The organism is Meiothermus sp. CFH 77666 (assembly GCF_017497985.1).
Lineage (GTDB): Bacteria > Deinococcota > Deinococci > Deinococcales > Thermaceae > Meiothermus.
Map to the genome: position 1 here is coordinate 18,381 of NZ_JAGDFV010000011.1, position 19,450 is coordinate 37,830.

At 60.1% G+C, this 19,450-nt stretch carries 18 protein-coding genes; 4 read left to right on the forward strand and 14 right to left on the reverse strand.

The features are described from left to right. Positions 1–11: 11 nt before the first annotated feature. The 7 genes from J3L12_RS07555 to J3L12_RS07585 all read right to left on the reverse strand — a co-directional run bounded on the left by J3L12_RS07555 (position 12) and on the right by J3L12_RS07585 (position 6,481). Positions 12–1,388, reverse strand: coding sequence for a hemolysin family protein (locus tag J3L12_RS07555; RefSeq protein ID WP_208014437.1), 1,377 nt, complete (start codon positions 1,386–1,388; stop codon positions 12–14). Between the two features lie 105 nt (positions 1,389–1,493). After that, positions 1,494–1,898 carry a diacylglycerol kinase family protein gene (locus J3L12_RS07560; RefSeq protein WP_208014438.1) on the reverse strand — a complete coding sequence of 135 codons (405 nt, stop codon included), beginning with the start codon at positions 1,896–1,898 and terminating at the stop codon, positions 1,494–1,496. Between the two features lie 68 nt (positions 1,899–1,966). Next, positions 1,967–2,392 carry an rRNA maturation RNase YbeY gene (gene ybeY / locus J3L12_RS07565; protein ID WP_208014439.1) on the reverse strand — a complete coding sequence of 142 codons (426 nt, stop codon included), beginning with the start codon at positions 2,390–2,392 and terminating at the stop codon, positions 1,967–1,969. A 9-nt stretch (positions 2,393–2,401) separates the two neighbouring features. Continuing rightward, the gene (locus J3L12_RS07570) at positions 2,402–3,391 is read right to left on the reverse strand and encodes a PhoH family protein (protein WP_208014440.1); all 990 of its coding nucleotides are present in this window, start codon (positions 3,389–3,391) and stop codon (positions 2,402–2,404) included. Beyond that, the gene (locus J3L12_RS07575; protein WP_208014441.1) at positions 3,361–3,909 is read right to left on the reverse strand and encodes a hypothetical protein; all 549 of its coding nucleotides are present in this window, start codon (positions 3,907–3,909) and stop codon (positions 3,361–3,363) included. Before J3L12_RS07575 ends, J3L12_RS07570 begins: the two co-directional genes overlap by 31 nt. Positions 3,910–4,071: 162 nt before the next feature. Next, on the reverse strand, positions 4,072–5,070 hold the full coding sequence (gene floA / locus J3L12_RS07580; RefSeq protein WP_208014442.1) for a flotillin-like protein FloA: 999 nt from the start codon (positions 5,068–5,070) through the stop codon (positions 4,072–4,074). 136 nt (positions 5,071–5,206) lie between these two features. Further along, positions 5,207–6,481, reverse strand: coding sequence for an NfeD family protein (locus J3L12_RS07585; RefSeq protein WP_208014443.1), 1,275 nt, complete (start codon positions 6,479–6,481; stop codon positions 5,207–5,209). Between the two features lie 132 nt (positions 6,482–6,613). On the opposite strand from J3L12_RS07585, the gene J3L12_RS07590 reads away from it, so the two are divergent. Beyond that, positions 6,614–7,429 (forward strand): shikimate dehydrogenase, encoded by an 816-nt coding sequence (locus tag J3L12_RS07590; protein WP_208014444.1) that lies wholly within the window; start codon positions 6,614–6,616, stop codon positions 7,427–7,429. After that, complete coding sequence (locus J3L12_RS07595; protein ID WP_208014445.1) at positions 7,426–8,037, forward strand: YigZ family protein; 612 nt, start codon at positions 7,426–7,428, stop codon at positions 8,035–8,037. The genes J3L12_RS07590 and J3L12_RS07595 overlap by 4 nt, the downstream gene beginning before the upstream one ends. A 221-nt stretch (positions 8,038–8,258) precedes the next feature. On the opposite strand, the gene J3L12_RS07600 is transcribed toward J3L12_RS07595, so the two are convergent. The 7 genes from J3L12_RS07600 to J3L12_RS16945 form a co-directional block, all read right to left on the reverse strand. After that, on the reverse strand, positions 8,259–9,989 hold the full coding sequence (locus J3L12_RS07600; RefSeq protein WP_208014446.1) for a ribonuclease J: 1,731 nt from the start codon (positions 9,987–9,989) through the stop codon (positions 8,259–8,261). 139 nt (positions 9,990–10,128) lie between these two features. Continuing rightward, entirely contained in the window at positions 10,129–12,273 is a 2,145-nt protein-coding gene (gene pnp / locus J3L12_RS07605) for a polyribonucleotide nucleotidyltransferase (RefSeq protein ID WP_208014447.1), read from the reverse strand. Positions 12,274–12,558: 285 nt separating this feature from the next. Continuing rightward, positions 12,559–12,828: a 30S ribosomal protein S15 gene (gene rpsO, locus J3L12_RS07610; protein ID WP_208014448.1), complete on the reverse strand. Its 270-nt coding sequence runs from the start codon at positions 12,826–12,828 to the stop codon at positions 12,559–12,561. A gap of 67 nt (positions 12,829–12,895) precedes the next feature. Next, positions 12,896–14,053 (reverse strand): MFS transporter, encoded by a 1,158-nt coding sequence (locus J3L12_RS07615; protein WP_208014449.1) that lies wholly within the window; start codon positions 14,051–14,053, stop codon positions 12,896–12,898. 559 nt (positions 14,054–14,612) lie between these two features. Further along, positions 14,613–16,295: a cbb3-type cytochrome c oxidase subunit I gene (locus J3L12_RS07620; RefSeq protein ID WP_208014450.1), complete on the reverse strand. Its 1,683-nt coding sequence runs from the start codon at positions 16,293–16,295 to the stop codon at positions 14,613–14,615. 12 nt (positions 16,296–16,307) lie between these two features. Further along, entirely contained in the window at positions 16,308–16,790 is a 483-nt protein-coding gene (locus J3L12_RS07625; RefSeq protein WP_208014451.1) for a cupredoxin domain-containing protein, read from the reverse strand. Between the two features lie 3 nt (positions 16,791–16,793). Next, positions 16,794–16,955 (reverse strand): cytochrome c oxidase subunit 2A, encoded by a 162-nt coding sequence (locus J3L12_RS16945; protein ID WP_347708859.1) that lies wholly within the window; start codon positions 16,953–16,955, stop codon positions 16,794–16,796. A gap of 179 nt (positions 16,956–17,134) precedes the next feature. On the opposite strand from J3L12_RS16945, the gene tkt reads away from it, so the two are divergent. After that, on the forward strand, positions 17,135–19,096 hold the full coding sequence (gene tkt / locus J3L12_RS07635; protein WP_208014452.1) for a transketolase: 1,962 nt from the start codon (positions 17,135–17,137) through the stop codon (positions 19,094–19,096). Continuing rightward, positions 19,097–19,288: a hypothetical protein gene (locus tag J3L12_RS07640; RefSeq protein ID WP_208014453.1), complete on the forward strand. Its 192-nt coding sequence runs from the start codon at positions 19,097–19,099 to the stop codon at positions 19,286–19,288. The last annotated feature ends 162 nt before the right edge of the window (positions 19,289–19,450 follow it).

A 19,450-nucleotide genomic window follows, 5' to 3' on the forward strand; every position in this document is an offset into this window, starting at 1 on the left:
TGCACCTACCCCTAGGCTTCCTCAGGGGTTACCGACTCGCTCAGGGTCTCGTCGTCGCTGGGCTGGGGGGTTTTCTTCTGGGCTCGTACCCGTTCGATGCCCCTGGGGTCGGCCATTTCTACTATGAACTCAAAGCCGCCGTACTCGAGCTTTTCCCCCACCTCGGGGATGCGCCCAAACTCGTTCATCAGGAAGCCCGACAGGGTATCGTACTCGCCCTCGGGTAGCTCGATGCCCAGTTTCTCCGAGGCGTCCTCCAGGGGGATGGAGGCATCCAGCATGTAGACCCCTTCGGACACCTCCTGCACCGGGGCGGCTTCCTCTTCGTCGGACTCGTCGTAAATCTCTCCGATGATCTCTTCGATGATGTCCTCGAGGGTAATCAGGCCGGCGGTGCCCTTGAACTCATCCACCACAATGGCCATGTGGGTTTTGCGGCGGCGCATCTCGCGCAGGAGTTCCCGCGCTCCCATGGTCTCGGGCACAAAGTAGGCGGGGTGGCAGATGCTGCCTACCTTGGTGCTGTCCAGTACGGCTCCACTGTACTCGAGCAAATCCTTGGCGTAGGCTACCCCAATGATGTTGTCTATGGTGTCCTGGTAAACCGGAACCCTCGAGTAGCGGTGTTCGCGGGCGGTATTCCAGAACTCTCGCAGCGAAGCCTCTGCCGAGATAGCGACCATCTCCACCCGTGGCACCATAATCGAGCGCACCGGGGTCTCTTCCAGATCCAGAATCTGGCTGATAATCTCGCCTTCGCTCTCGTCCAGCACGCCTTCTTTCGAAGAAGCCTCGACAATCAGCTTGAGCTCTTCGGCGCTCCCCACCATGGAATGAGAAGGCGCTTCCCTCAGCCCCATAAGCTTCAGGAAGAAGTTGCCGCTGCGATTGAATAGCCATACCAGAGGAGCAGTCAGGCGCTGAAAAACATTGAGCGGCAGGATGGTGAAGCCTGCAACCTGCTCGGTACGTTGAAGCGCGATGCCTTTGGGAATCAGCTCCCCAAAAAGCACCGTCACAAACGTAATGATGATGACCGAGATGGCAAAACTGATGGTGGAGAGCAGGCTGCTCTCGGCAGCCACAGAGGCTTCGGTCTGGCCAAAGAGGGCCGCAATGCCCGCCACAATCAGCCGGGTAACGTAAGGTTCGCCAAATGCACCCAGAATCAGGTTGGTGGCGGTGATACCGAGCTGGGTGGTGGCGATGTAGGTGTCGAGCCGGGCCATGGCCTGCTTGAGCAGACCGCCCTGCCAGGAGCCAGAGTCGGCCATTTGTTCGACCCGGCTGCGCCGGATCGCCACCAGGGAGAACTCGGCGGCGACAAAAAAAGCATTGATCAGGATGAGCAGGACGATGATTCCAAAACTGCCAGGGATACTTTCCATAGGGTTCGCGTTCGACCCATCCAGAAACTAACTCGCCCCGGAGCGTTCCAGGGCAATGCCAGGGCTACGTTTGGAAGGGGAGTCCATACGCTACTAGGCGGAAGTTTACCACAGCCCTAGCCGGCTCACAAGCGGCGGTAAAAATAGGAGAACCCCGATCAGAGCGGCAATTCCACTGACGATCAGCACGCTGGCCGCCGCGACGTCCTTGGCAGCCTTGGCCAGGGGATGAAAGTTGGGTGAGACCAGATCCACCACCGCCTCGAGGGCGGTGTTGAGCAACTCCAGGCCCAGCACCAGGGCAATCAGCAGCAACACCGGCACCAGGCTGACCTGCAGCCACAGGGCCAGACCCAGCGCAATAGCGCCGATGTAAACCTCGAGGCGAAAGTTGCGCTGGCTTTTCCAGGCCAGTTGAACTCCCGCCCAGGCATAGGCAAAAGAGGCGCGCAGGCCCCGCAGGGGTAGGGGGTCAGAGCCGGGTTTGGGGGGAGGGGTCAGGGTGGGCATGGGGCTTGGCAGGGGTGTGCTGAATGGATGTTACGAGCGACTCTCAACCACAACAGCTTACCCGACTGCTAGAGCTCGAGGATGCGGGCTTGCACCCGCTGAAACCCCTCCCAATCCGCCTCGGAGTCGTGATCGTGCCCGAGTAGATGCCACAAGGAGTGAGCGGCCAGTACCTTGACCTCCTGGACAAGGCTGTGGCCCTGTTCCGCCGCCTGACGACGGGCGGTATCCAGGCTGATCACAATATCGCCCAGGTGGGCAGGCATAAAGGGGTCGCCGGGTTCGTAAGTGGGAAACGAAAGCACATCGGTGGGGGCATCCTCCCCCCAGTGCTGCCGCTTGAGGGCGCGAATTTCCTGGTCATCGGTTAGAACGATGGTGAGGGTTTTATCGGGATGGCCCAGGTCGGCCAGCAGACCTTGCACGGCCTTGCGTAGCTGTGAGCCCAGGCCCCTGGGTGCGGGGGTATGGACTACCAGATTTACCTGTGCCATCGCCAAAACTCAACGCTCCGCGGGGCGCTCGCTTTCGTGCTCGTGGAACTCGTAGGCCTTGATGATGCGGGCGACCAGCGGGTGCCGCACCACGTCGGACTCCAAAAAGCGCTGCTGGGCAATCCCCTGGATGCCCTTGAGAATCCGCAGGGCTTCTACCAGGCCGCTTTTCTGGGCTTTGGGCAGGTCAATCTGGGTAATATCGCCGGTGATGACCACCCGGCTGTTGAAGCCCATGCGGGTCAGGAACATCTTCATCTGCTCGGGAGTGGTGTTTTGCGCCTCGTCCAGGATGATAAAAGCATCGTTGAGGGTACGCCCGCGCATGAAGGCCAGCGGGGCTACCTCAATCACCCCTGACTGGATGTACTGATCAAAGCGCTCGGCATCAATCATATCGAAGAGGGCATCGTAGAGCGGACGCAGGTAGGGGTCAATTTTGGCCTGCAGGTCGCCGGGCAAAAAACCCAGCCGTTCGCCGGCCTCTACGGCGGGGCGGGTCAGGATGATGCGCTTGATTTTCTTGGCTTTCAAGAAGGCCACGGCCATGGCAACAGCCAGGTAGGTTTTGCCGGTTCCGGCAGGGCCGATGCCAAAGGTGATGTCGTGGCTGCTGATGGCCTCCACGTACTGCCGCTGTCCGGGGGTTTTGGGTTTGAGCCTTCCGGGCAGGGTAATCTCGTTGCCCAGGCTGGGGGTAGCGGTCTCGACCGGCAGCGACTGGCCGTTTTCGGCAACCAGGATGACCTGCTCGAGGGTTCCTGCGTCAATCTCAGCTCCCTGGCGCACCAGGGTGACCAGATCCCGCATTACCCGCTCGGCCAGCCGTACGTCGTCGGGGTCGCCCGTGATTTGCACTTCCTGCCCGCGCACCACCAACTGAGCCGGGAGGAGCTTGCGCAAGGTTTTGAGATGTTTGTCGCCGTGGCCCAGCAAGGCCAGGGCCTCTTGCGGTGAGCGTAAGGGGATTATCGCTTTGGTTTGCGTACTCTTCTCCAATATTTGCTCCTGGGTTCGGCCAGCACCTGATGCCAAACCACACCGTTCAGAATAGCACGCGGCGTAGTGGAGAACTCCCACTGCTCAGAGGGTTTGGCTTTGGGCTTGGCGGCTGGCGGGGCTGACCTTGCGGGGGCAGGCCGAGCAGGCTCCTGTGCCGGACGTGAGCCTGTGCGGGCCAGGCGTTCGCGCTCGATCTCCTCGAGGGTCTTGCCGCGCTGGGCTGCCGGTGCTTTGGGCCTGGGCGGCTGGGGAGGCTGGCTGACCAGGGGCCGGGGGGGCGGGGTACTGCTGGCGGGGGGGCGAGTGGGAGTAGGTGGACGTGCAGGAGCGCTCGACTGGGTGGGCTGAGCCTGCCGAGGCTGCACCGGCGGACGACGCTCTTCACCTGGCAAGGGAATCTCATCGGGCTCAAAATCGGGCGGCATTTGCTGTCCTCGCCGCAATAAGCCCTGCAAGGCGGGCAAAACAATAAAGAAAAACAAGAACAACAGACCTAAGAGATCGTCTAAACCCATGAGACCCTCCAGGCAGGGGTGGGGAAGTAACGGGGCAGAGGAAAAGGGGAAAGGGGAGGCGATGATTCCATATATGCTGGGCGCCCCCAACCCCCCTGCTCCCTGACGCGGAGCGCAGTGCTCCTTAGCTTCCTGCGCATCACGACGACCCCATTACGTTCTTCAGCGCTGGGCACCGCTTGGCCCGCCCTCAGGGGTGCCACCGCCGCTGGCCTTGCTGATGGATTCGCGCATATCGGTGTCGGCCTCGATGTTCTTGAGCTGGTAGTAGTCCATTACTCCCATGCGTCCACTCCGGAGCGCCTCGGCCAGCGCCATCGGAACGGCGGCCTGGGCCTCGACCAGCTTGGCCCGCATGGCCTCGACCAGAGCCGCATTTTCCTGTTCTACCGCGACCGCCATGGCCCGACGCTCCTCGGCCTTGGCCTGGGCGATTTTCTTGTCGGCTTCGGCCTGGTCGGTGCGAAGCTGAGCCCCGATGTTTTTGCCCACGTCCACCTCGGCGATGTCTACCGAAAGAATCTCAAAAGCGGTGCCGGCGTCCAGACCCTTGGCCAGCACGGTTTTGGAGATGCGGTCGGGCTGCTCGAGCACCTGCTTGTGGTCTTCCGACTGGCCGATGGAGGCCACAATACCCTCGCCAACCCGGGCTACGATGGTTTCCTCCCCTGCACCCCCCACCAGGCGGTCAATGTTGGCCCGCACGGTGATCCGGGCGGTAGCCAGGAGCTGGATACCGTCTTTGGCCATACCCGCCACCATGGGGCTGGTAATCACCTTGGGGTTGACCGAAAGCCGCACGGCATCCAGCACGTCGCGGCCTGCCAGGTCAATGGCGGCGGCGCGGTCGAAGTTGAGCTTGATGCCGGCCTTGTCGGCGGCAATGAGGGCGTCTACTACCCGGTCTACGTTGCCACCGGCCAGGTACTGGGCCTCGAGCTTGGCAGTTTCCACCGGAATACCGGCCTTGAACGCCTTGATCATGGGGTTGACAATCTTGGCGGGTGGGATGCGTCGGAAACGCATACCCACCAGCGCGGTGAGGGGTACGTTCACCCCCGAAAAGAGCGCCGTAATCCACAGCGGCACGGGAACCAGATAAAAGAACAGAAAAACAGCCAGTAACGCGATACCTGCGATGATCAAAGCTCCAAACTCCATGTATTCCTCCTGATCGGGCTTATCCTGTCAAACTTTACTAACCCAGGGTACATTATCGCAAAGATGCCAGGTGGGGCCGTGCTACAGGGCATGATCCCACAAACCTCTCCCGGAACGCCTTTCAAACCCCATAGGGTCAGCTATCCACCTTGCGAACAACCACCCGGGGCCCCTCGACCTGAACGACCCGGATGGTTTGGCCGCGTTCAATGAACTCCCCTGAGGTCACCACATCCACACGGCGATCCCCGAACTGGGCGGTACCCGCAGGGCGCAGGTCGGTTAGGGCACTGCCGATGGCCCCCAGCAGCGACTCGAGTTCGTTTTTAGGGGGCGCTACTTCCTCCACGGCGCTGCTCAGCACAAAAGGCCGGGCGACCCGTCCACGGGGAAGGTAGCGAAAGATCAGGAACAACCCCACCGCCAGCCCGATGATGGCAAAGGAGCCCACCTGCAAGGCCTCATCGCCAAAGGTGAAGTAGATCGAGGCGCCAATCAGCCCAAGCCCCACCAGACCGGGTATGCCAAAGCCGGGGGTTACGAAAAGCTCAAACACCACCAGCAACAGGCCCCCAAAGAGCAGGATGATGGTAAGCGCACTGGACAGACCCGCCAGATAACCGCCCAGGAAGAACAGGCCCAGCGCCGTCAGGCCAATGATGGCGGGGATAAAAGTGCCGGGGGTGAAGAACTCCAGAATGAGCCCCAATACCCCGACCGCGAGCAGAATGGCGGCGATGGTGGGGTCGGTAAGGAAGCGGGCCACCCGCACCTGAGGGCCGGGCTGCACTTCCTGGGTATCGGTGTTGAAACCGGCCTTCTCGAGGGCTGCTCGCAGGCTGGCTACCTCGGCGTCGGCCACCTTCAGCTCCACCGCTTTACGGGCCGAGAGGGTGAGGGGTTCGCCCTTGGTGGTAATGCCGCGTACCTCCACTTCGGGGTCTACCATGGCCTCGGCGATGTTGGCGGGGCGGTTGCGGGCCTCGGCCACCGCCCGGAACTTGCCCTTCAGGGCCGAGATTACCTTGCGGTCGGCAGCGGTGGCGTTGCCCACTACCGGGGTGACCGTGATGGGCAGGGCTGCGCCGATGTTAGATCCAGGCAGCATCATGATCTGCTGGGCTGCCAGGGAGATAAGGGCCCCTGCCGAGAAGGCATTCTCGATGACCGCCAGGGTGGGCACGGTGGAGGCCAGGATGCGGTCGGTGATGCGGATGGCGGCATCCACCCGCCCACCGGGGGTATTAACCCGGAAAACCACCCCGCTGGCCCCTTCGCGCTCGGCTTGCTCGAGGGATTGCTCTACGAAGGTAGCCAGCGGCCCGTCTATCGTTCCCTCAATAGGGATGATATAGGTTTTGGCCTGCGCCAAAGAGGTAACCAACAGGAAGGCGAAAAGTAAGGTTCTCACCAAGGTTATCTTAGCAAGCCAGGCCTGGGGGAGTGTAATGTGAGGGGGGGTGGCCTGGCTACGAACACTGAGCCGTATCGAAAATGCTCCTTCGCTTTTGGCAAATGGCCTTGGGGAGCGTAGAATCCAGTCGTGAAGCTCGGCTTAATAGGATTTCCAGTCGAACATTCCCTTTCACCCTACATGCAAGAAGCGGCCCTGAAAGCGGCAGGGCTGGAAGGTTCCTATCGGGTCCTCGAGACCCCACCCCCGGTTTTGCGGGCCCGCTTGCAAGAAATTCGGCGAGACTACAGCGGGGTCAATATCACCATTCCCCACAAAGAGAGCGTGCTGCCCTACCTGGACGAGCTGAGTCCGGAAGCCAGCACCATTGGCGCGGTTAACACGATTGTGTGCGACCAGCATCGGCTGATCGGCTACAATACCGATGCTCCGGGGTTTATTTCCGGTCTGGACGAGGCGGGTATCTCCTACCGCCACAAAAAAGCCCTGATACTGGGGGCCGGGGGGGCTGCCAGAGCCATCGCCTATGCTCTCAAGGAAGAAGGGACCCATGTAGCCATCTACAACCGCACCCTCGAGCGGGCCCAGGCCCTGTGCGAAGCCCTGGGCCTGCACCTGGTCACGGAGCCCTTGCTGGAGGCGGCGATTCGTAGCTGTGACCTGCTCATCAACACCACCAGCGTGGGCTTGCAAGACCCCCAGAGTTCGCCCCTGCCGGAGGGCTTGTTGCCGCGTGAAGGGGCTGTGGTAGACATCATTTACAACCCACCCGTAACCCGCTTGATGCAGGAGGCGCAGAAAGCCGGCCTGCCTACCTTGGGGGGATTGCCGATGCTGGTCTGGCAGGGAGCGCTGGCCTTTGAACTCTGGACGGGAGTCAAACCAGACGTCCGAGTCATGTACGAAGCGGCTCGCGCTCGCCTGGGTGAAGCCCTACAAACATGAGCAGTCTGCATACAAGGCTTACCCTGGAGTGCCCGTGGAGCCATGAACTCGAGGTCAAGCACTCGCACTTTGTGGCATGGGCGGCCCCGGTCGCCAGCCCCGAAGAGGCCCTGGCGTATGTGCAGACCGTGCGAGACCCCCAAGCCACCCACAATTGCTGGGCCTACAGGGCGGGGCCGCAGTACCGCTTTTCCGACGACGGCGAACCCTCTGGAACGGCAGGCCGCCCCATCCTGAGCGCCATCGAGGGGCAGGGGCTGGATGGGGTCGTGGTGGTGGTGACCCGCTACTTTGGGGGCATCAAGCTGGGCGCTGGTGGATTGGTGCGGGCTTACGGGAGCGCGGCCTCGGAGTGTCTGCGGCAAGCCCCCAAGCGGGTCATGGTGCCCAGGGTGCGCTGTGCGCTGCAAGCCCCCTTCGAGTTCAGCAACACCCTGTTTCACCTGCTGGAAGGACTCCACCGTGAATCCGAGACCTACAACCAAGCCGGGCTGTCGGTGGTTTTCACGCTCGACGAGAACCAACTGCCCCTATTCCAGGAACAGGTGCGCGACCAGACTCGAGGCAGGGCGGTTCTGCGGGTGCTGGAGCGGCTCGAGGGTTATTGACTGTCTCTTGTGACCCTTAGCTTTGTTTGATCGTCGGCACCGCTTCTTGGAATACCGAATCTGCTCAGAAGTGACCCAAAAGCGATATACAAGTCCCTCGGACGCGCCCCCTGGCGCGGCAAGGGAGGGGCGCGTTTTGCGCCGCTCACGCGCAGAGTTGGTAGAACTCCTATGCCAAAAACTACAATGCTTTCGGCTTTCAGCATTAGGCTAAAGGCCCGCTAGCCTTCAATCACGATGGGCAGAATAACCGGGTTACGCCCGGTGTTCTTGGCGATGAATTTCTTGACCGGGTAGTAGATGTCATCGCGGATTTCCTCGAGCCGCTTCTTCTCGCGCACCCCTTTGTACAGGGAGTCCAGGGCCATCTTGCGTACCTCGCCCAGCAAGCGCTCGCCCGCCTTCACGAAGCCCTTGGAAATCACCTCGACCAGCGGATCGCGACTCACCAGCGCGGTGATGATGACCACCCCTTCGGCGGCCATGTGGTTGCGATCCTCCAGGATTTCATCGGTGATGTCGCCCACGCCCAGGCCGTCCACGTAGAGCTGGCCGTGGGGTACCTTACCGTCGAACTCGATGTTGTCGGTCGTGAGCTTGATCAGACGCCCGTTCTCGGGAATCAGGATTTTTTCGGGTGGCTGAGGGATGCTCTGGGCCAGCCATTTGAAGTTAATCTGGTGACGGATTTCACCGTGCCAGGGTAGCAAGAACTTGGGCCGGGCCAGGTTGAGCACGGTTTTAAGTTCCTCGTGGCTGGCATGGCCCGAAGCATGCACGCGGTAACGGGGGGGGTAGAAAACATAGGCCCCCAGGGCATAGAGCTGGTTGATGACGGTGTTGACCGCCTCTTCGTTGCCGGGGATGGGGCTGCTGCTCAGGATAACAGTATCGCCCTCCTGGATGGCCATTTTGGTATGGTTGCCAGCCGCCAGGCGGGCCAGTACGGCTTCAGGTTGGCCCTGCGAACCGGTGGTGATGACCAGCACCTGCTCGTCGGGCAGATCCTTGATTTCGTCGAGGGTATAGAAGCGGTCTTTTTGCTGAAAGTAGCCCAGCTCGAGGGCAATCCGGGCGTATTTGAGCATCGAGCGCCCTTCCACCGCAATCTTGCGCCCATACTTCTCGCCAGCCGTAACCACCGACTGAATGCGGTGAATGTGCGAAGCAAAGGTGGTCACAAAGATGCGGCCCTTGGCGGCTCCAATAACCTTATCGAGTTCCTCGGCCACCTCGGATTCACTGGGGGTGATGCCGGGGCGCTCGCCGTTGGTGGAGTCGGCAATCAGGCATAATACGCCCTCATCACCGGCCTGGGCGATTTTTTCCAGATGAGAGGTCTTACCGTCAATGGGGCGCTCATCGAGCTTGAAATCGCCGGTATGCACGATTTTGCCGATGGGGGTGTGGATTACCATGCCAAAGTTGTCCGGAATGGAGTGGGTCATGCGGAATAAATCGAGCTGGAAATAGCGCCCCATGGAGATGCGGTCATCCGGGGAGACCTCTTTGAAGTGGTACTCGCCGGGGTTGATGCCGAACTCCTCGAGCTTGCCCTTGACCAGCCCCAGGGTGAGCTTGGCTCCGTACACTGGCACCCGCGGTAACTGGGGGAATAGGTAGGGGAGGGCGCCAATGTGGTCTTCGTGGCCGTGGGTGAGCACCCAGCCCTTGATCAGGTTTTTGTTTTGAATCAGGTAGTCAATGCGCGGAATTACAATATCCACGCCCAACATGCGGGCGTCCGGAAAAGCCAGGCCCCCGTCAATGATGAACATCTCATCTTCGTAGCGAATGGCGGTGATGTTCTTGCCTATCTCACCCGTGCCGCCTAAAAAAACAATTTCGACGGCGCCATTGGGTTTGCCCAGGATGACCGGCCCCCTGGGTTTGGGCCGTTCTTGCCGCCTGCGCGGCCCCCTGGGACGGCTAAAGGGTGGGTTGTTATTCATGGTTACTCCAACAAACAAACACGACCGATTGATGTGGGCTGCGGTGGTACGGCCTCAGACCGACTACGCGCCATAACGCAAGCTGTCAGTAAGACCAGCGGACGATGCAGGTTGCCCAACACCGGAAATATCGGCGAGACTAGCGCTTGACCGGCGGCTTGCGGGGAGCCACCAGGCCCTCGAGCTCCGGGCGAACCAGATCCACCCGGCCTTGCTCATCGATGCTGTTGACCTTGACCTTGAGCTTATCGCCGAGCTTGAGCACGTCTTCGACCTTCCCGACCCGCCCCTGGGCGAGCTGGCTGATGTGCAATAGCCCGTCCTTGCCCGGCAGAATCTCGATGAAGGCGCCAAAGTTGGTGATGCGCGTGACGGTGCCCTCGTAAATTTCGCCCACTTTGGCCTCGGCAGTCTGTCCCAGGATGCGGGCTTTGGCCTCCTCGGCAGCGGCGGCGTTGGTGCTGTAGAGGCGGATGGTGCCGTCCTGCTCGATGTCAATCTCCACCCCGAGCTCCTCGAGGGCACGGATGTTCTTACCCCCCGGTCCAATGATGCCGCCAATCTTTTCAGGATTAATCTTCAAGGTCAGGATGCGCGGTACCTGGGGTTTCATCTCGGCGCGGTGGGTGGGCACGGCCTGCTCCATCAGGCTCAGGATGTGCAGCCGGGCCTCGCGGGCCTGATACAGCGCGGCCCGCATGATTTCGGGGGTGAGCCCTTTGATCTTGATGTCCATTTGCAGGGCGGTCACCCCGTCACGGGTGCCGGTTACCTTGAAGTCCATATCCCCCAGGGCATCCTCGAGGCCCAGAATATCGGTCAGCACCACCGCCTGGTCGCCCTCCTTGACCAGGCCCATGGCTACCCCGGCCACGTGCTTTTTGAGCGGTACGCCCGCATCCAGCAGGGCCAGACAGCCCGCACACACCGTAGCCATGCTGGAGGAGCCGTTGGACTCGAGCACATCCCCCACCACCCGGATGGTATAGGGAAACTCCTCCTGAGAGGGCAGCACGGCCCGAAGCCCCCGTTTGGCCAGGTTGCCGTGGCCCACCTCACGGCGGCTCACCCCGCGCAGGCGCTTGACCTCGCCGGTGGAGTAGGGTGGAAAGTTGTAGTGTACCAGAAAGGGGTCTTCGGTCTCGATGCCCAGGTCGTCTACGAGCTGGGCGTCCCGCCCGGTGCCCAGGGTGACCACGCCCAGCACCTGGGTCTCGCCCCGGCTAAAAATGGCCGAGCCGTGAGGTTTGGGCAGCACATTGCTCTCGATCCAGATGGGCCGCACCTGCTGGGGGGTGCGTCCGTCGGCCCGCTTGTTTTCCTGCAACACCAGGCGGCGCAGCTCCTGCCTGACCACCTCGTCGAAAGCCTCTGCCACCAGCTTGCGCCGCTCCAGATCTACTGTGCCGTCTTCCTTGCTGGGCACAAACTCGTCCAGTAGAGCCTCGCTGAAGGCTTCCAGGGCTGCCGAGCGTTCACCCTTGGAGGCGGTTTGCAGGACGCTCGAGAGCCCTTTCTCCAGGGCCCGCTGGTAAAGGGCAGCCTGGGTTTCGGCATCGAGTTTGGCAGGGGGCACATGGGCAAACTTTTCCTTGCCCAGCTCGGCCCGCATCCGTTCCTGAAGCTCCAGGATGGGCTGCATGGCCCGGTGGGCGAACTCGAGGGCCTGCACCAGCTGATCCTCTGAGACCTCTTTGGCTCCGGCCTCTACCATGATGATGGCATCCTTGGAGCCTGCCACTACCAGGTCAAGCTGGCTGTCCTCCTGGGCTATGGGGTTCAGAACCAGGCGGCCTTCCTGCAAGCCCACCCGTACCGAGGCAATCGGGCCTTCCCAGGGGATGTCCGAGAGCATCAGGGCTGCGCTGGCGGCAATGGGCCCCAGAATATCGGGGGTATTTTCCTGGTCAGCGGAGAGCACGGTTATGAGTACCTGCACCTCATGCCGAAACCCCTTGGGGAAGAGGGGGCGGATGGGTCGGTCTGTAAGGCGGGCCGAGAGAATGGCCTTCTCGCCAGGCCGCCCCTCGCGTCGCATGAAGCTGCCGGGAATGCGCCCGACTGCATAGTGCCGCTCTTCGAACTCCACGGTTAGAGGCAAGAAGTCGGCTTGGATGGGGGCATCGGAGGCCTGGGCTGTGGCCATTACTACCGTCTCGCCATAGCTGACCCAGACCGAGCCGGACACATGCTTGGCATACTTCCCGGTCTCAATGGTCAGGGTGCGACCCCCCACGTCCACGCTGTAGCGCTTTCCTTGGGGTATTGGGTTTTCCTCGTTCATATTAGCTCCTGATGGCCCAGTTATAGCGCTGGGTACGCTTTAGGGCTGGGAAAAATCGCAGCACTCCCACCGCAACCTTACAGGGGGGCGGAGTGAGGCGCGAAGCGCTCACTGTGGGTGTAAAAGAGGCAGACTGTGGGTCGAGACATACTGGGGATGATGCGCCTCACAATGGCAAAGGGTCTAGCCTCAAGTTATCAGCGGAGCCAACCCCGGCCCCGCCTACCGAGTCAAATATATTGTACACGATAGAGAATATCCGGGGTTGCCCCCGGAAACGTTTCGTTATTTGCGCAGCCCAAGCTTTTCAATCAAAGCCTTGTAGCGGGCCTTGTCCTTTTTTTCCAGATAGCTCAGCAATCGCTTGCGCTGCCCAACCAGGCCCAGCAGACCGCGCTTGGCTGCAACGTCTTTGTTGTTAACGTTCAGATGGGAAGAAAGGCGGTTGATGCGCTCGGTTAGAAGGGCTACTTGCACCTCGGTGGAGCCGGTGTCACCGGCTTTATGGGCGTGCTTCTCGATTACGCTGGCTTTTTCTTCTTTGGTAAAGGGCATTTGGTTCTCCTTGTCGGGTGAGCCGCAGTACGCTGACCGGGGCTTCCTCATGGCCGTACGAGGCCAACTAAGGAGTATAGCTACGCTTCTGCGTGGGGTCAAGCGAAAGCAGGAATAGCGCCATTAAGGCCAAAGCTGCCCCCGTAAAAAAAGCTGTGCTGGCGCCAAAATGCTGCCACAAAAAGCCAAAAAGTGCGCTGGCCGGAAACAGGAGCAGCCCAACCAGTGTGTGGTACAGCCCAATGGCACTGGCTTTTTCGGTAGCCGGGATGATTTGTGCCAGATAAGCCCGGCTGCTGCCCTCGAAAGCAGCACTGTAAAGCGCATACAGCAAAAACAAGACAATTCCCTGCCAGGCCGCAGCGCTGAGTCCGAACCCCAGGTAAACCATTGCGTAGGTGGCAAATCCCAAGAGCACCAGACGCCGCGCGCCTACCCGGTCTGCCAAAGATCCCAGTGGATAAGACATCAGGGCATAGAGCAGGTTATAGCCTGTGTAGACTAGCGTGGCCTGTGCAGCTCCCAACCCCAGGTCAGTCAGGCGCAGAATCAAAAAAGCGTTTGAAGACAACCCCAGCGTAGCAACCCCCGTTACCAGCAAGAACCAGCGGTATTGAGACGAAAATGCCGATATGCGAAGGGGAGGCAGAGGTTTGGCCAGGCCGCGCTTTTCCCGCAAAAAGAGGAGGATGATCAGGGTAGCCAGGATTGCAGGAATAGCCGAGACCCAGAACACCCCGCGAAAGTCCAGCAAGGGCAAAAGCAAGAAGGCCAGGAGCGGCCCAAGGGTAGCTCCCAGGCTATCCATAGCCCGGTGGAGCCCGTAGGCCCGTCCGTAGCTGTCCTGGTGGGCTACCTCTGCAATAAGGGCGTCCCTGGGTGCAGTACGAAGCCCCTTGCCAACCCGATCCAGAAACCGGTAAGCCAAAACCTGCCAGGGGGCTACCGCCAGAGCCAGCACGGGTCTGAGCAAAGCCGGAAAGCCATATCCTAGCAAAATTAGTGGCTTTCGGGCCGCCATACGATCTGAGATACGCCCCCCGATCACTTTGAACAGACTGGCCGTGGCTTCTGCAATGCCCTCTACCAGGCCCACCACCGTCGTTGAAGCCCCCAGTACCCCGGTCAGGAATAGCGGCAGGAGCGGATAAACCATCTCCGAGGCAATGTCAGTAAAGAGGCTGACCGCACCCAGAATGTAAACTTCACGGGGTAACTTCTTCATGGCGTTCAATCTACTGCCTGATAGAGCGTTCTTCACATTCGAGCCATCTGAATTCGGGAAAATTGTGCCCGAGACAGAACAGTGGCCGCCAGAATGAGCGGCCACCACTGCGATGAAGACGATTTGCACCAAAAAGGCAGCTCGCAAAAACAACGGGTTGGCTTGTCACCGCTCGGCGTTGAACGAACTAAATACATCGTCGTAGAGATGTCCGTACACCTCCGGGTTTCCGGGAGGGATTGACATAGAGCCCCCTCCCTACCACGTAGGGAGGGTGGGGGAGGGTATTGGGTGAGGCCCCCAACCACCAGGTTACGCAAAGTCGCTGCTCAGCAACCCCACCTAACCTCCCCCACACGGTAGGGGAGGAACGAAAAGGTTTCTGCTACGGCTTTTGCAAGAGCGTACTGCATAGTTCGTGCCGCAATGGACACTTTGTACGGGTATTTATACGACTGTGCACTAAATCTCACAATGCAGGCATAGCTCGCTTGAAATAGAGGGTTTTTACACGAGAAACGCCCCTGGGCCTTGCCAGGGGCATTCCTCGAGGGGGAAGTTACCAGAGCCGTTGCCCTGGAACCGGATTCATATTGGTAAACATCTGGAAGAGTACTGGACCGTAGGCCAGCACCACCAGCACTACAGCGATGCCAAACCAGAACCAGACCCGCTCGGTCAGCAAGGCCAGGCTGCTGCCTTCCGGCTTGGAGATGACCTCGGTAAAGGGCACCTCGGCCATCACCTGGTTGGGGTCACGACGGCTTTGCAAGGCGGTCGCGTAGATGACGTAGAAGAACAGAATGGCTGCGATGAGGAGGATGACCCCCGCCACGATGTTCAAAACCATCCAGGCAGAGCTCTCCTTGAAGGCTTCCATGGCGATGGGGCTACCCGAGATGTGGGCTCGACGAGGAACGGCATACAAGAAGCCCATCCAATGCAGGGCAAAGGTCATGATGAACATACCCAGGAACCACAGCCACTGCGAGGCCAGGGCCATGCCACGGGCCACCAGTGGTTTGCCGGTCAGGTGGGGAATCAGCCAGAAAGCCGTACCCATGGCCGCCATGGTGACCAGGGTGCCCACCTGCAAATGAAAGTGACCGGGAATCCAGACCGTGTTGTGGATGTTCTGGTTGAGGTTGAAGCTGGCATTGACCATGCCCCCCGCGCCTCCTGGAATGAAGGCCAGGAAGCCCAGCAGGAAGGCCAGCACGGTAGGGTTGTTCCAGGGAAGGGCTCCAATCCAGCCAAAAAGACCTTTGCCGCCATTTGCCCGGCCTGCTACTTCTAAAGAAGCCGCAATGGTGAAGGCGGTAATCAGGCTTGGAACCGCCACAAACATGGTTAGGATGGTGTGAATCATCTTCCAATACGGGGCGATGCCGGGGTCGGCGAACTGGTGGTGGAATCCCACAGGTACGGAGAAAATCAGGAACAATACGAACACCAGCCGGGATAGGGGGTCGGAGATAAGTTTACCGCCCGCCAGTTTGGGTAGCGTAATGTAGGCCAGGGTGTACGCTGGCAGGAGCCAGAAATACACAATTGGGTGACCGGTGTACCAGAACAGGGTACGCATCAGCAGCGGATCTACCCCTGCCACCAGGCCCACCGACCAGGCAATCAGAAACAGGGCTTCCACCACCAGACCCAGGCTGGCCAGGAACCACATTAGCCAGTAAGTAACCGACATGTAGGTGGCCAGCGGGGTAATCTTGCCTGGGTTGGCCTTTTTCCAGCGCGACCACATATCCAGAACCAGATAAATGCTCACGTAGCTGGAAAGCACAAAAAGAGCAGCGCCTACATAAAAAGCCCAGTGGGCCTTGAGGGGAGGATAAAACGTGTAAAGCACGCTGGCCGCATTGCCCAGCAACGGCAGGGCGGCAACCAGAAGCCCAATCAGAGCCATCCAGAACGAGACCCAGGCCAGGGTCATATTGGGCTTGAGGCCTAGCTCTCGAGCGGGCAGATAGACCATGATGGCCTGGCCAAATAATTGCGTGAAAATGATTGCGTTCAAAACCCCATGCAGGGTCAGACCCTGGTAGTAGTTTTGGAATACCGGCTTGAGGAAAGGGTATAAATCCAGCCCACCGTAGTTGAAAGCCTGCAAGGGGCCAAACAGGGTGCCGACCATCAGGGCTACAAAGCCCAGCATCAGCATAAATAGGGCGTACTTCTTTTCGGGAGCCCCCGCGTATACATCGATCTTGGGAAAGGATTTGACTGCCATCCAACGCTCCTTTTATGGTTCTACGATCAGCTTGCTGATCATGTTGGCGTGGCCGATGCCACAGTATTCGTTGCAGATGATGCGGTATTCACCAGGTTTCGCAAACGTATAGCTGACCTTGGCGATCTCACCTGGAATCACCTGAACATTGATGTTGGTATTTTCTACCTGGAAACCATGGTGAACGTCCGGTGAGGTAATGTAAAAGGTTACCTTTTTACCAGCCTTCAGCTTCATCTCCATAGGCAGGTATCCGAATGAGAAAGCCTGCACGTAAGCTACATACTCATTGCCTACCTGCTCAATCCTGGGGTTGGCAAAATCCCCCTCGGTGCGCACCTTGGTGGCATCAATGCGGCCAGCACCCACCGGGTTCGTGTTGCCCATGGTCAGCATCATGTAGCCAATCAAAATGATGAAGACCGTAATCATAGCCAGGCCGAAAAAAATCCAGGCCCGTTCGTAGCGTTCGATGATGTGTTCGTGTTGCTCCATAGCTCAGCCCCTCGCAAGGTGCATGAAAAAGTGGAAAAACCAGAAGGTCAGGATAAACACCGTCACTACCCCAACCACCAAGAGTGCGCCTATGGGTCGTTGTTCTTTTTCTTCCATCACAAGTTCCCCCTTGAAGGGGAGTCTAAGAAGGTGGTGAGAGTACATGTGTCCTAGGGAAAAATGTCCCTATACATAGGCGAATGCTGTAGAGCTTGACTCATGCGCTCGAGCGTACTGGCAGTTTGCTTTGTTCGGGCTGTTTTGACTGAACTTTGAACCAAAACCGTTCCAAAGTGGTGTGCTAGTAGATATCCCGGCATGCGCAGGCGTTATGATTGCGAGGTATGACCCAGACCCCCCCTATTGTCAAAGCCTCGATTGATGCTATTCGGATGCTAGCTTTGGACGCCGTCGAGCAGGCCAAGTCGGGCCACCCTGGAATGCCCATGGGCATGGCCCCGGCGGCCTATATACTCTGGACGGAGTTTCTCAAGCACAACCCTAAAAACCCCCAGTGGCCGGGCCGGGATCGGTTTGTGCTGTCGGCGGGCCACGGCTCGATGCTGCTGTATGCGCTGCTGCACCTGACCGGCTACGACCTGCCCATAGAAGAGCTCAAGCGCTTTCGCCAGTGGGATTCCAAGACCCCAGGACACCCCGAGTATGGTCATACGCCGGGGGTAGAGGTGACCACGGGGCCTTTGGGCCAGGGTATCTCAACGGCGGTGGGGATGGCCATTGCTGAGCGCAAACTGGTGGCCGAGTTTGGCGAAATTGCCGAGCACTTCACCTACGTGATTGCCTCTGATGGCGACCTGATGGAAGGGGTGAGCGGCGAGGCTTCTTCACTGGCCGGGCATCTGGGCCTCGGCAAGCTGATTGTGCTCTACGACGACAACGACATCTCGATTGATGGTCGTACCGAGCTGGCTTTTACCGAGGATCGCCTGAAGCGGTATGAAGCCTACGGCTGGCATGTGGTGCCGGGGGTAGAGGGGGAAGACCTGGGAGCCATCCGCGCGGCGCTGCGTGAAGCCCAGGCCGACCCCCGTCCAAGCCTAATCTCGGTGCGCTCGATTATTGGGTTTGGTTCGCCCCTGGCGGGCCACCACAAAGCCCACTCCGATGCGATGGGGCCTGAAAAGGTCGCCGCTACCCGTCAGGCTTTGGGCTGGCCCTACGAGCCTTTTGTGATTCCCGAGGAAGTGTACGCCGACTACCGCCGTGCGCTGGAGAAGGGCGCGCAGGCCCAAGCGGAGTGGGAAGCCAGACTGGAAGCCCTGGCCCAAGCAAACCCCGATAAAGCCGCAGAGTTCCGGCGCAGAATAGAGCGGCGGCTGCCCCAGGGCTGGGAAACACACCTGCCCAGCTTTACCGCTGGTGAAAAACTGGCCACCCGCGCCGCTTCCGGCAAGGTGCTGGAAAAACTGGTGCCGGTGCTGCCGGAACTGATAGGGGGTTCTGCCGACCTGACCCCCTCCAACAACACCCGCACCCCGGACATGACCGACTTCAGCCGCGATAACCCGGCGGGTCGCTACCTGCGCTATGGGGTGCGTGAGCACGCCATGGGGGCCATCATGAACGGCCTGGCCCTGAGCCGGGCCTTGCGGCCTTATGGGGGCACCTTTCTGGTGTTCTCGGACTACATGCGTCCGGCCATTCGCATGGCGGCCCTGATGGGCACCCCCACCATTTTTGTGTTTACCCACGACTCCATTGGGGTAGGGGAGGACGGCCCCACCCACCAGCCCATCGAGCATGTGATGAGCCTGCGGGCCATTCCCAACCTGTGGGTGATCCGGCCCGCCGATGCGAACGAAACCGCTGTGGCCTGGAAGATGGCCCTCGAGCGCACCGACGGCCCCACCGCCCTGATCCTGACCCGCCAGGCCCTGCCGGTGCTGGACGGGGTGCGGCCTAAGGGGGTCGAGCGCGGGGGCTACATCCTGGCCAATGTGCCCGAGGCAAAAGCCGCGATTGTGGCCACCGGCTCGGAAGTCTCGCTGGCACTCGAGGCCCAGAAGCTTTTGGCCGGCGAGGGCATTGGGGTACGGGTGGTCTCGCTCCCGTGCTGGGAAGCCTTCGAGGCCCAGCCCGATACCTACCGCGAGGGGATTTTGCCCCGAAGCCTGCCCACGCTGGCCCTCGAGGCCGGCACTACCCTGGGCTGGGAACGCTACGCCCACCGGGTGGTGGGTTTGGATCGGTTTGGGGCCAGCGCTCCTTTTGCCGATGTGTACAGCAAACTCGGCTTCACCAGGGAACGGGTGGCCGCCGAAGTTAAGGCCTTGCTGGGGGTCTAGATGATCCAAACTATTTTCGCCAACCTGCCCGCGATGCTTTTCACCCTATCCCTGGGGGCGGCCCTCCTGGGCTTGCTGGTCTGGGCTTTGGCCCTGCAGGGAGCGGCCAGCAAGCGAACCGCACAGTACCTGTGGGGCCTGGCCGTGGTGCTGGCACTGATTGGTTTTGTTCGGGCGATTGCCGGGCCGTAGGGGTCGTTTTGCAGGGCAACTCCTGGTTGGAAGCCGGGGTCTCACACCAGCTCTGCGCGTGAGCAGCGCAAACGCGCCCCTCACTTGCCGCGCCAGGGGGCGCGTTCGAGGGACTTGTATATCGCTTTTGGGTCACTTCTGAGCAGATCTGGTATTAGGGCG

What these genes read in the sequence shown, in the direction of transcription:
- J3L12_RS07555 (WP_208014437.1), bottom strand. Translation starts at nt 1,388, where the DNA reads ATGGAAAGTATCCCTGGCAGTTTTGGAATCATCGTCCTGCTCATCCTG.
- J3L12_RS07560 (WP_208014438.1), bottom strand. Translation starts at nt 1,898, where the DNA reads ATGCCCACCCTGACCCCTCCCCCCAAACCCGGCTCTGACCCCCTACCC.
- ybeY (WP_208014439.1), bottom strand. Translation starts at nt 2,392, where the DNA reads ATGGCACAGGTAAATCTGGTAGTCCATACCCCCGCACCCAGGGGCCTG.
- J3L12_RS07575 (WP_208014441.1), bottom strand. Translation starts at nt 3,909, where the DNA reads ATGGGTTTAGACGATCTCTTAGGTCTGTTGTTCTTGTTTTTCTTTATT.
- floA (WP_208014442.1), bottom strand. Translation starts at nt 5,070, where the DNA reads ATGGAGTTTGGAGCTTTGATCATCGCAGGTATCGCGTTACTGGCTGTT.
- J3L12_RS07595 (WP_208014445.1), top strand. Translation starts at nt 7,426, where the DNA reads ATGAGCAGTCTGCATACAAGGCTTACCCTGGAGTGCCCGTGGAGCCAT.
- J3L12_RS07600 (WP_208014446.1), bottom strand. Translation starts at nt 9,989, where the DNA reads ATGAATAACAACCCACCCTTTAGCCGTCCCAGGGGGCCGCGCAGGCGG.
- pnp (WP_208014447.1), bottom strand. Translation starts at nt 12,273, where the DNA reads ATGAACGAGGAAAACCCAATACCCCAAGGAAAGCGCTACAGCGTGGAC.
- rpsO (WP_208014448.1), bottom strand. Translation starts at nt 12,828, where the DNA reads ATGCCCTTTACCAAAGAAGAAAAAGCCAGCGTAATCGAGAAGCACGCC.
- J3L12_RS07615 (WP_208014449.1), bottom strand. Translation starts at nt 14,053, where the DNA reads ATGAAGAAGTTACCCCGTGAAGTTTACATTCTGGGTGCGGTCAGCCTC.
- J3L12_RS07620 (WP_208014450.1), bottom strand. Translation starts at nt 16,295, where the DNA reads ATGGCAGTCAAATCCTTTCCCAAGATCGATGTATACGCGGGGGCTCCC.
- J3L12_RS07625 (WP_208014451.1), bottom strand. Translation starts at nt 16,790, where the DNA reads ATGGAGCAACACGAACACATCATCGAACGCTACGAACGGGCCTGGATT.
- J3L12_RS16945 (WP_347708859.1), bottom strand. Translation starts at nt 16,955, where the DNA reads ATGTACTCTCACCACCTTCTTAGACTCCCCTTCAAGGGGGAACTTGTG.
- tkt (WP_208014452.1), top strand. Translation starts at nt 17,135, where the DNA reads ATGACCCAGACCCCCCCTATTGTCAAAGCCTCGATTGATGCTATTCGG.
- J3L12_RS07640 (WP_208014453.1), top strand. Translation starts at nt 19,097, where the DNA reads ATGATCCAAACTATTTTCGCCAACCTGCCCGCGATGCTTTTCACCCTA.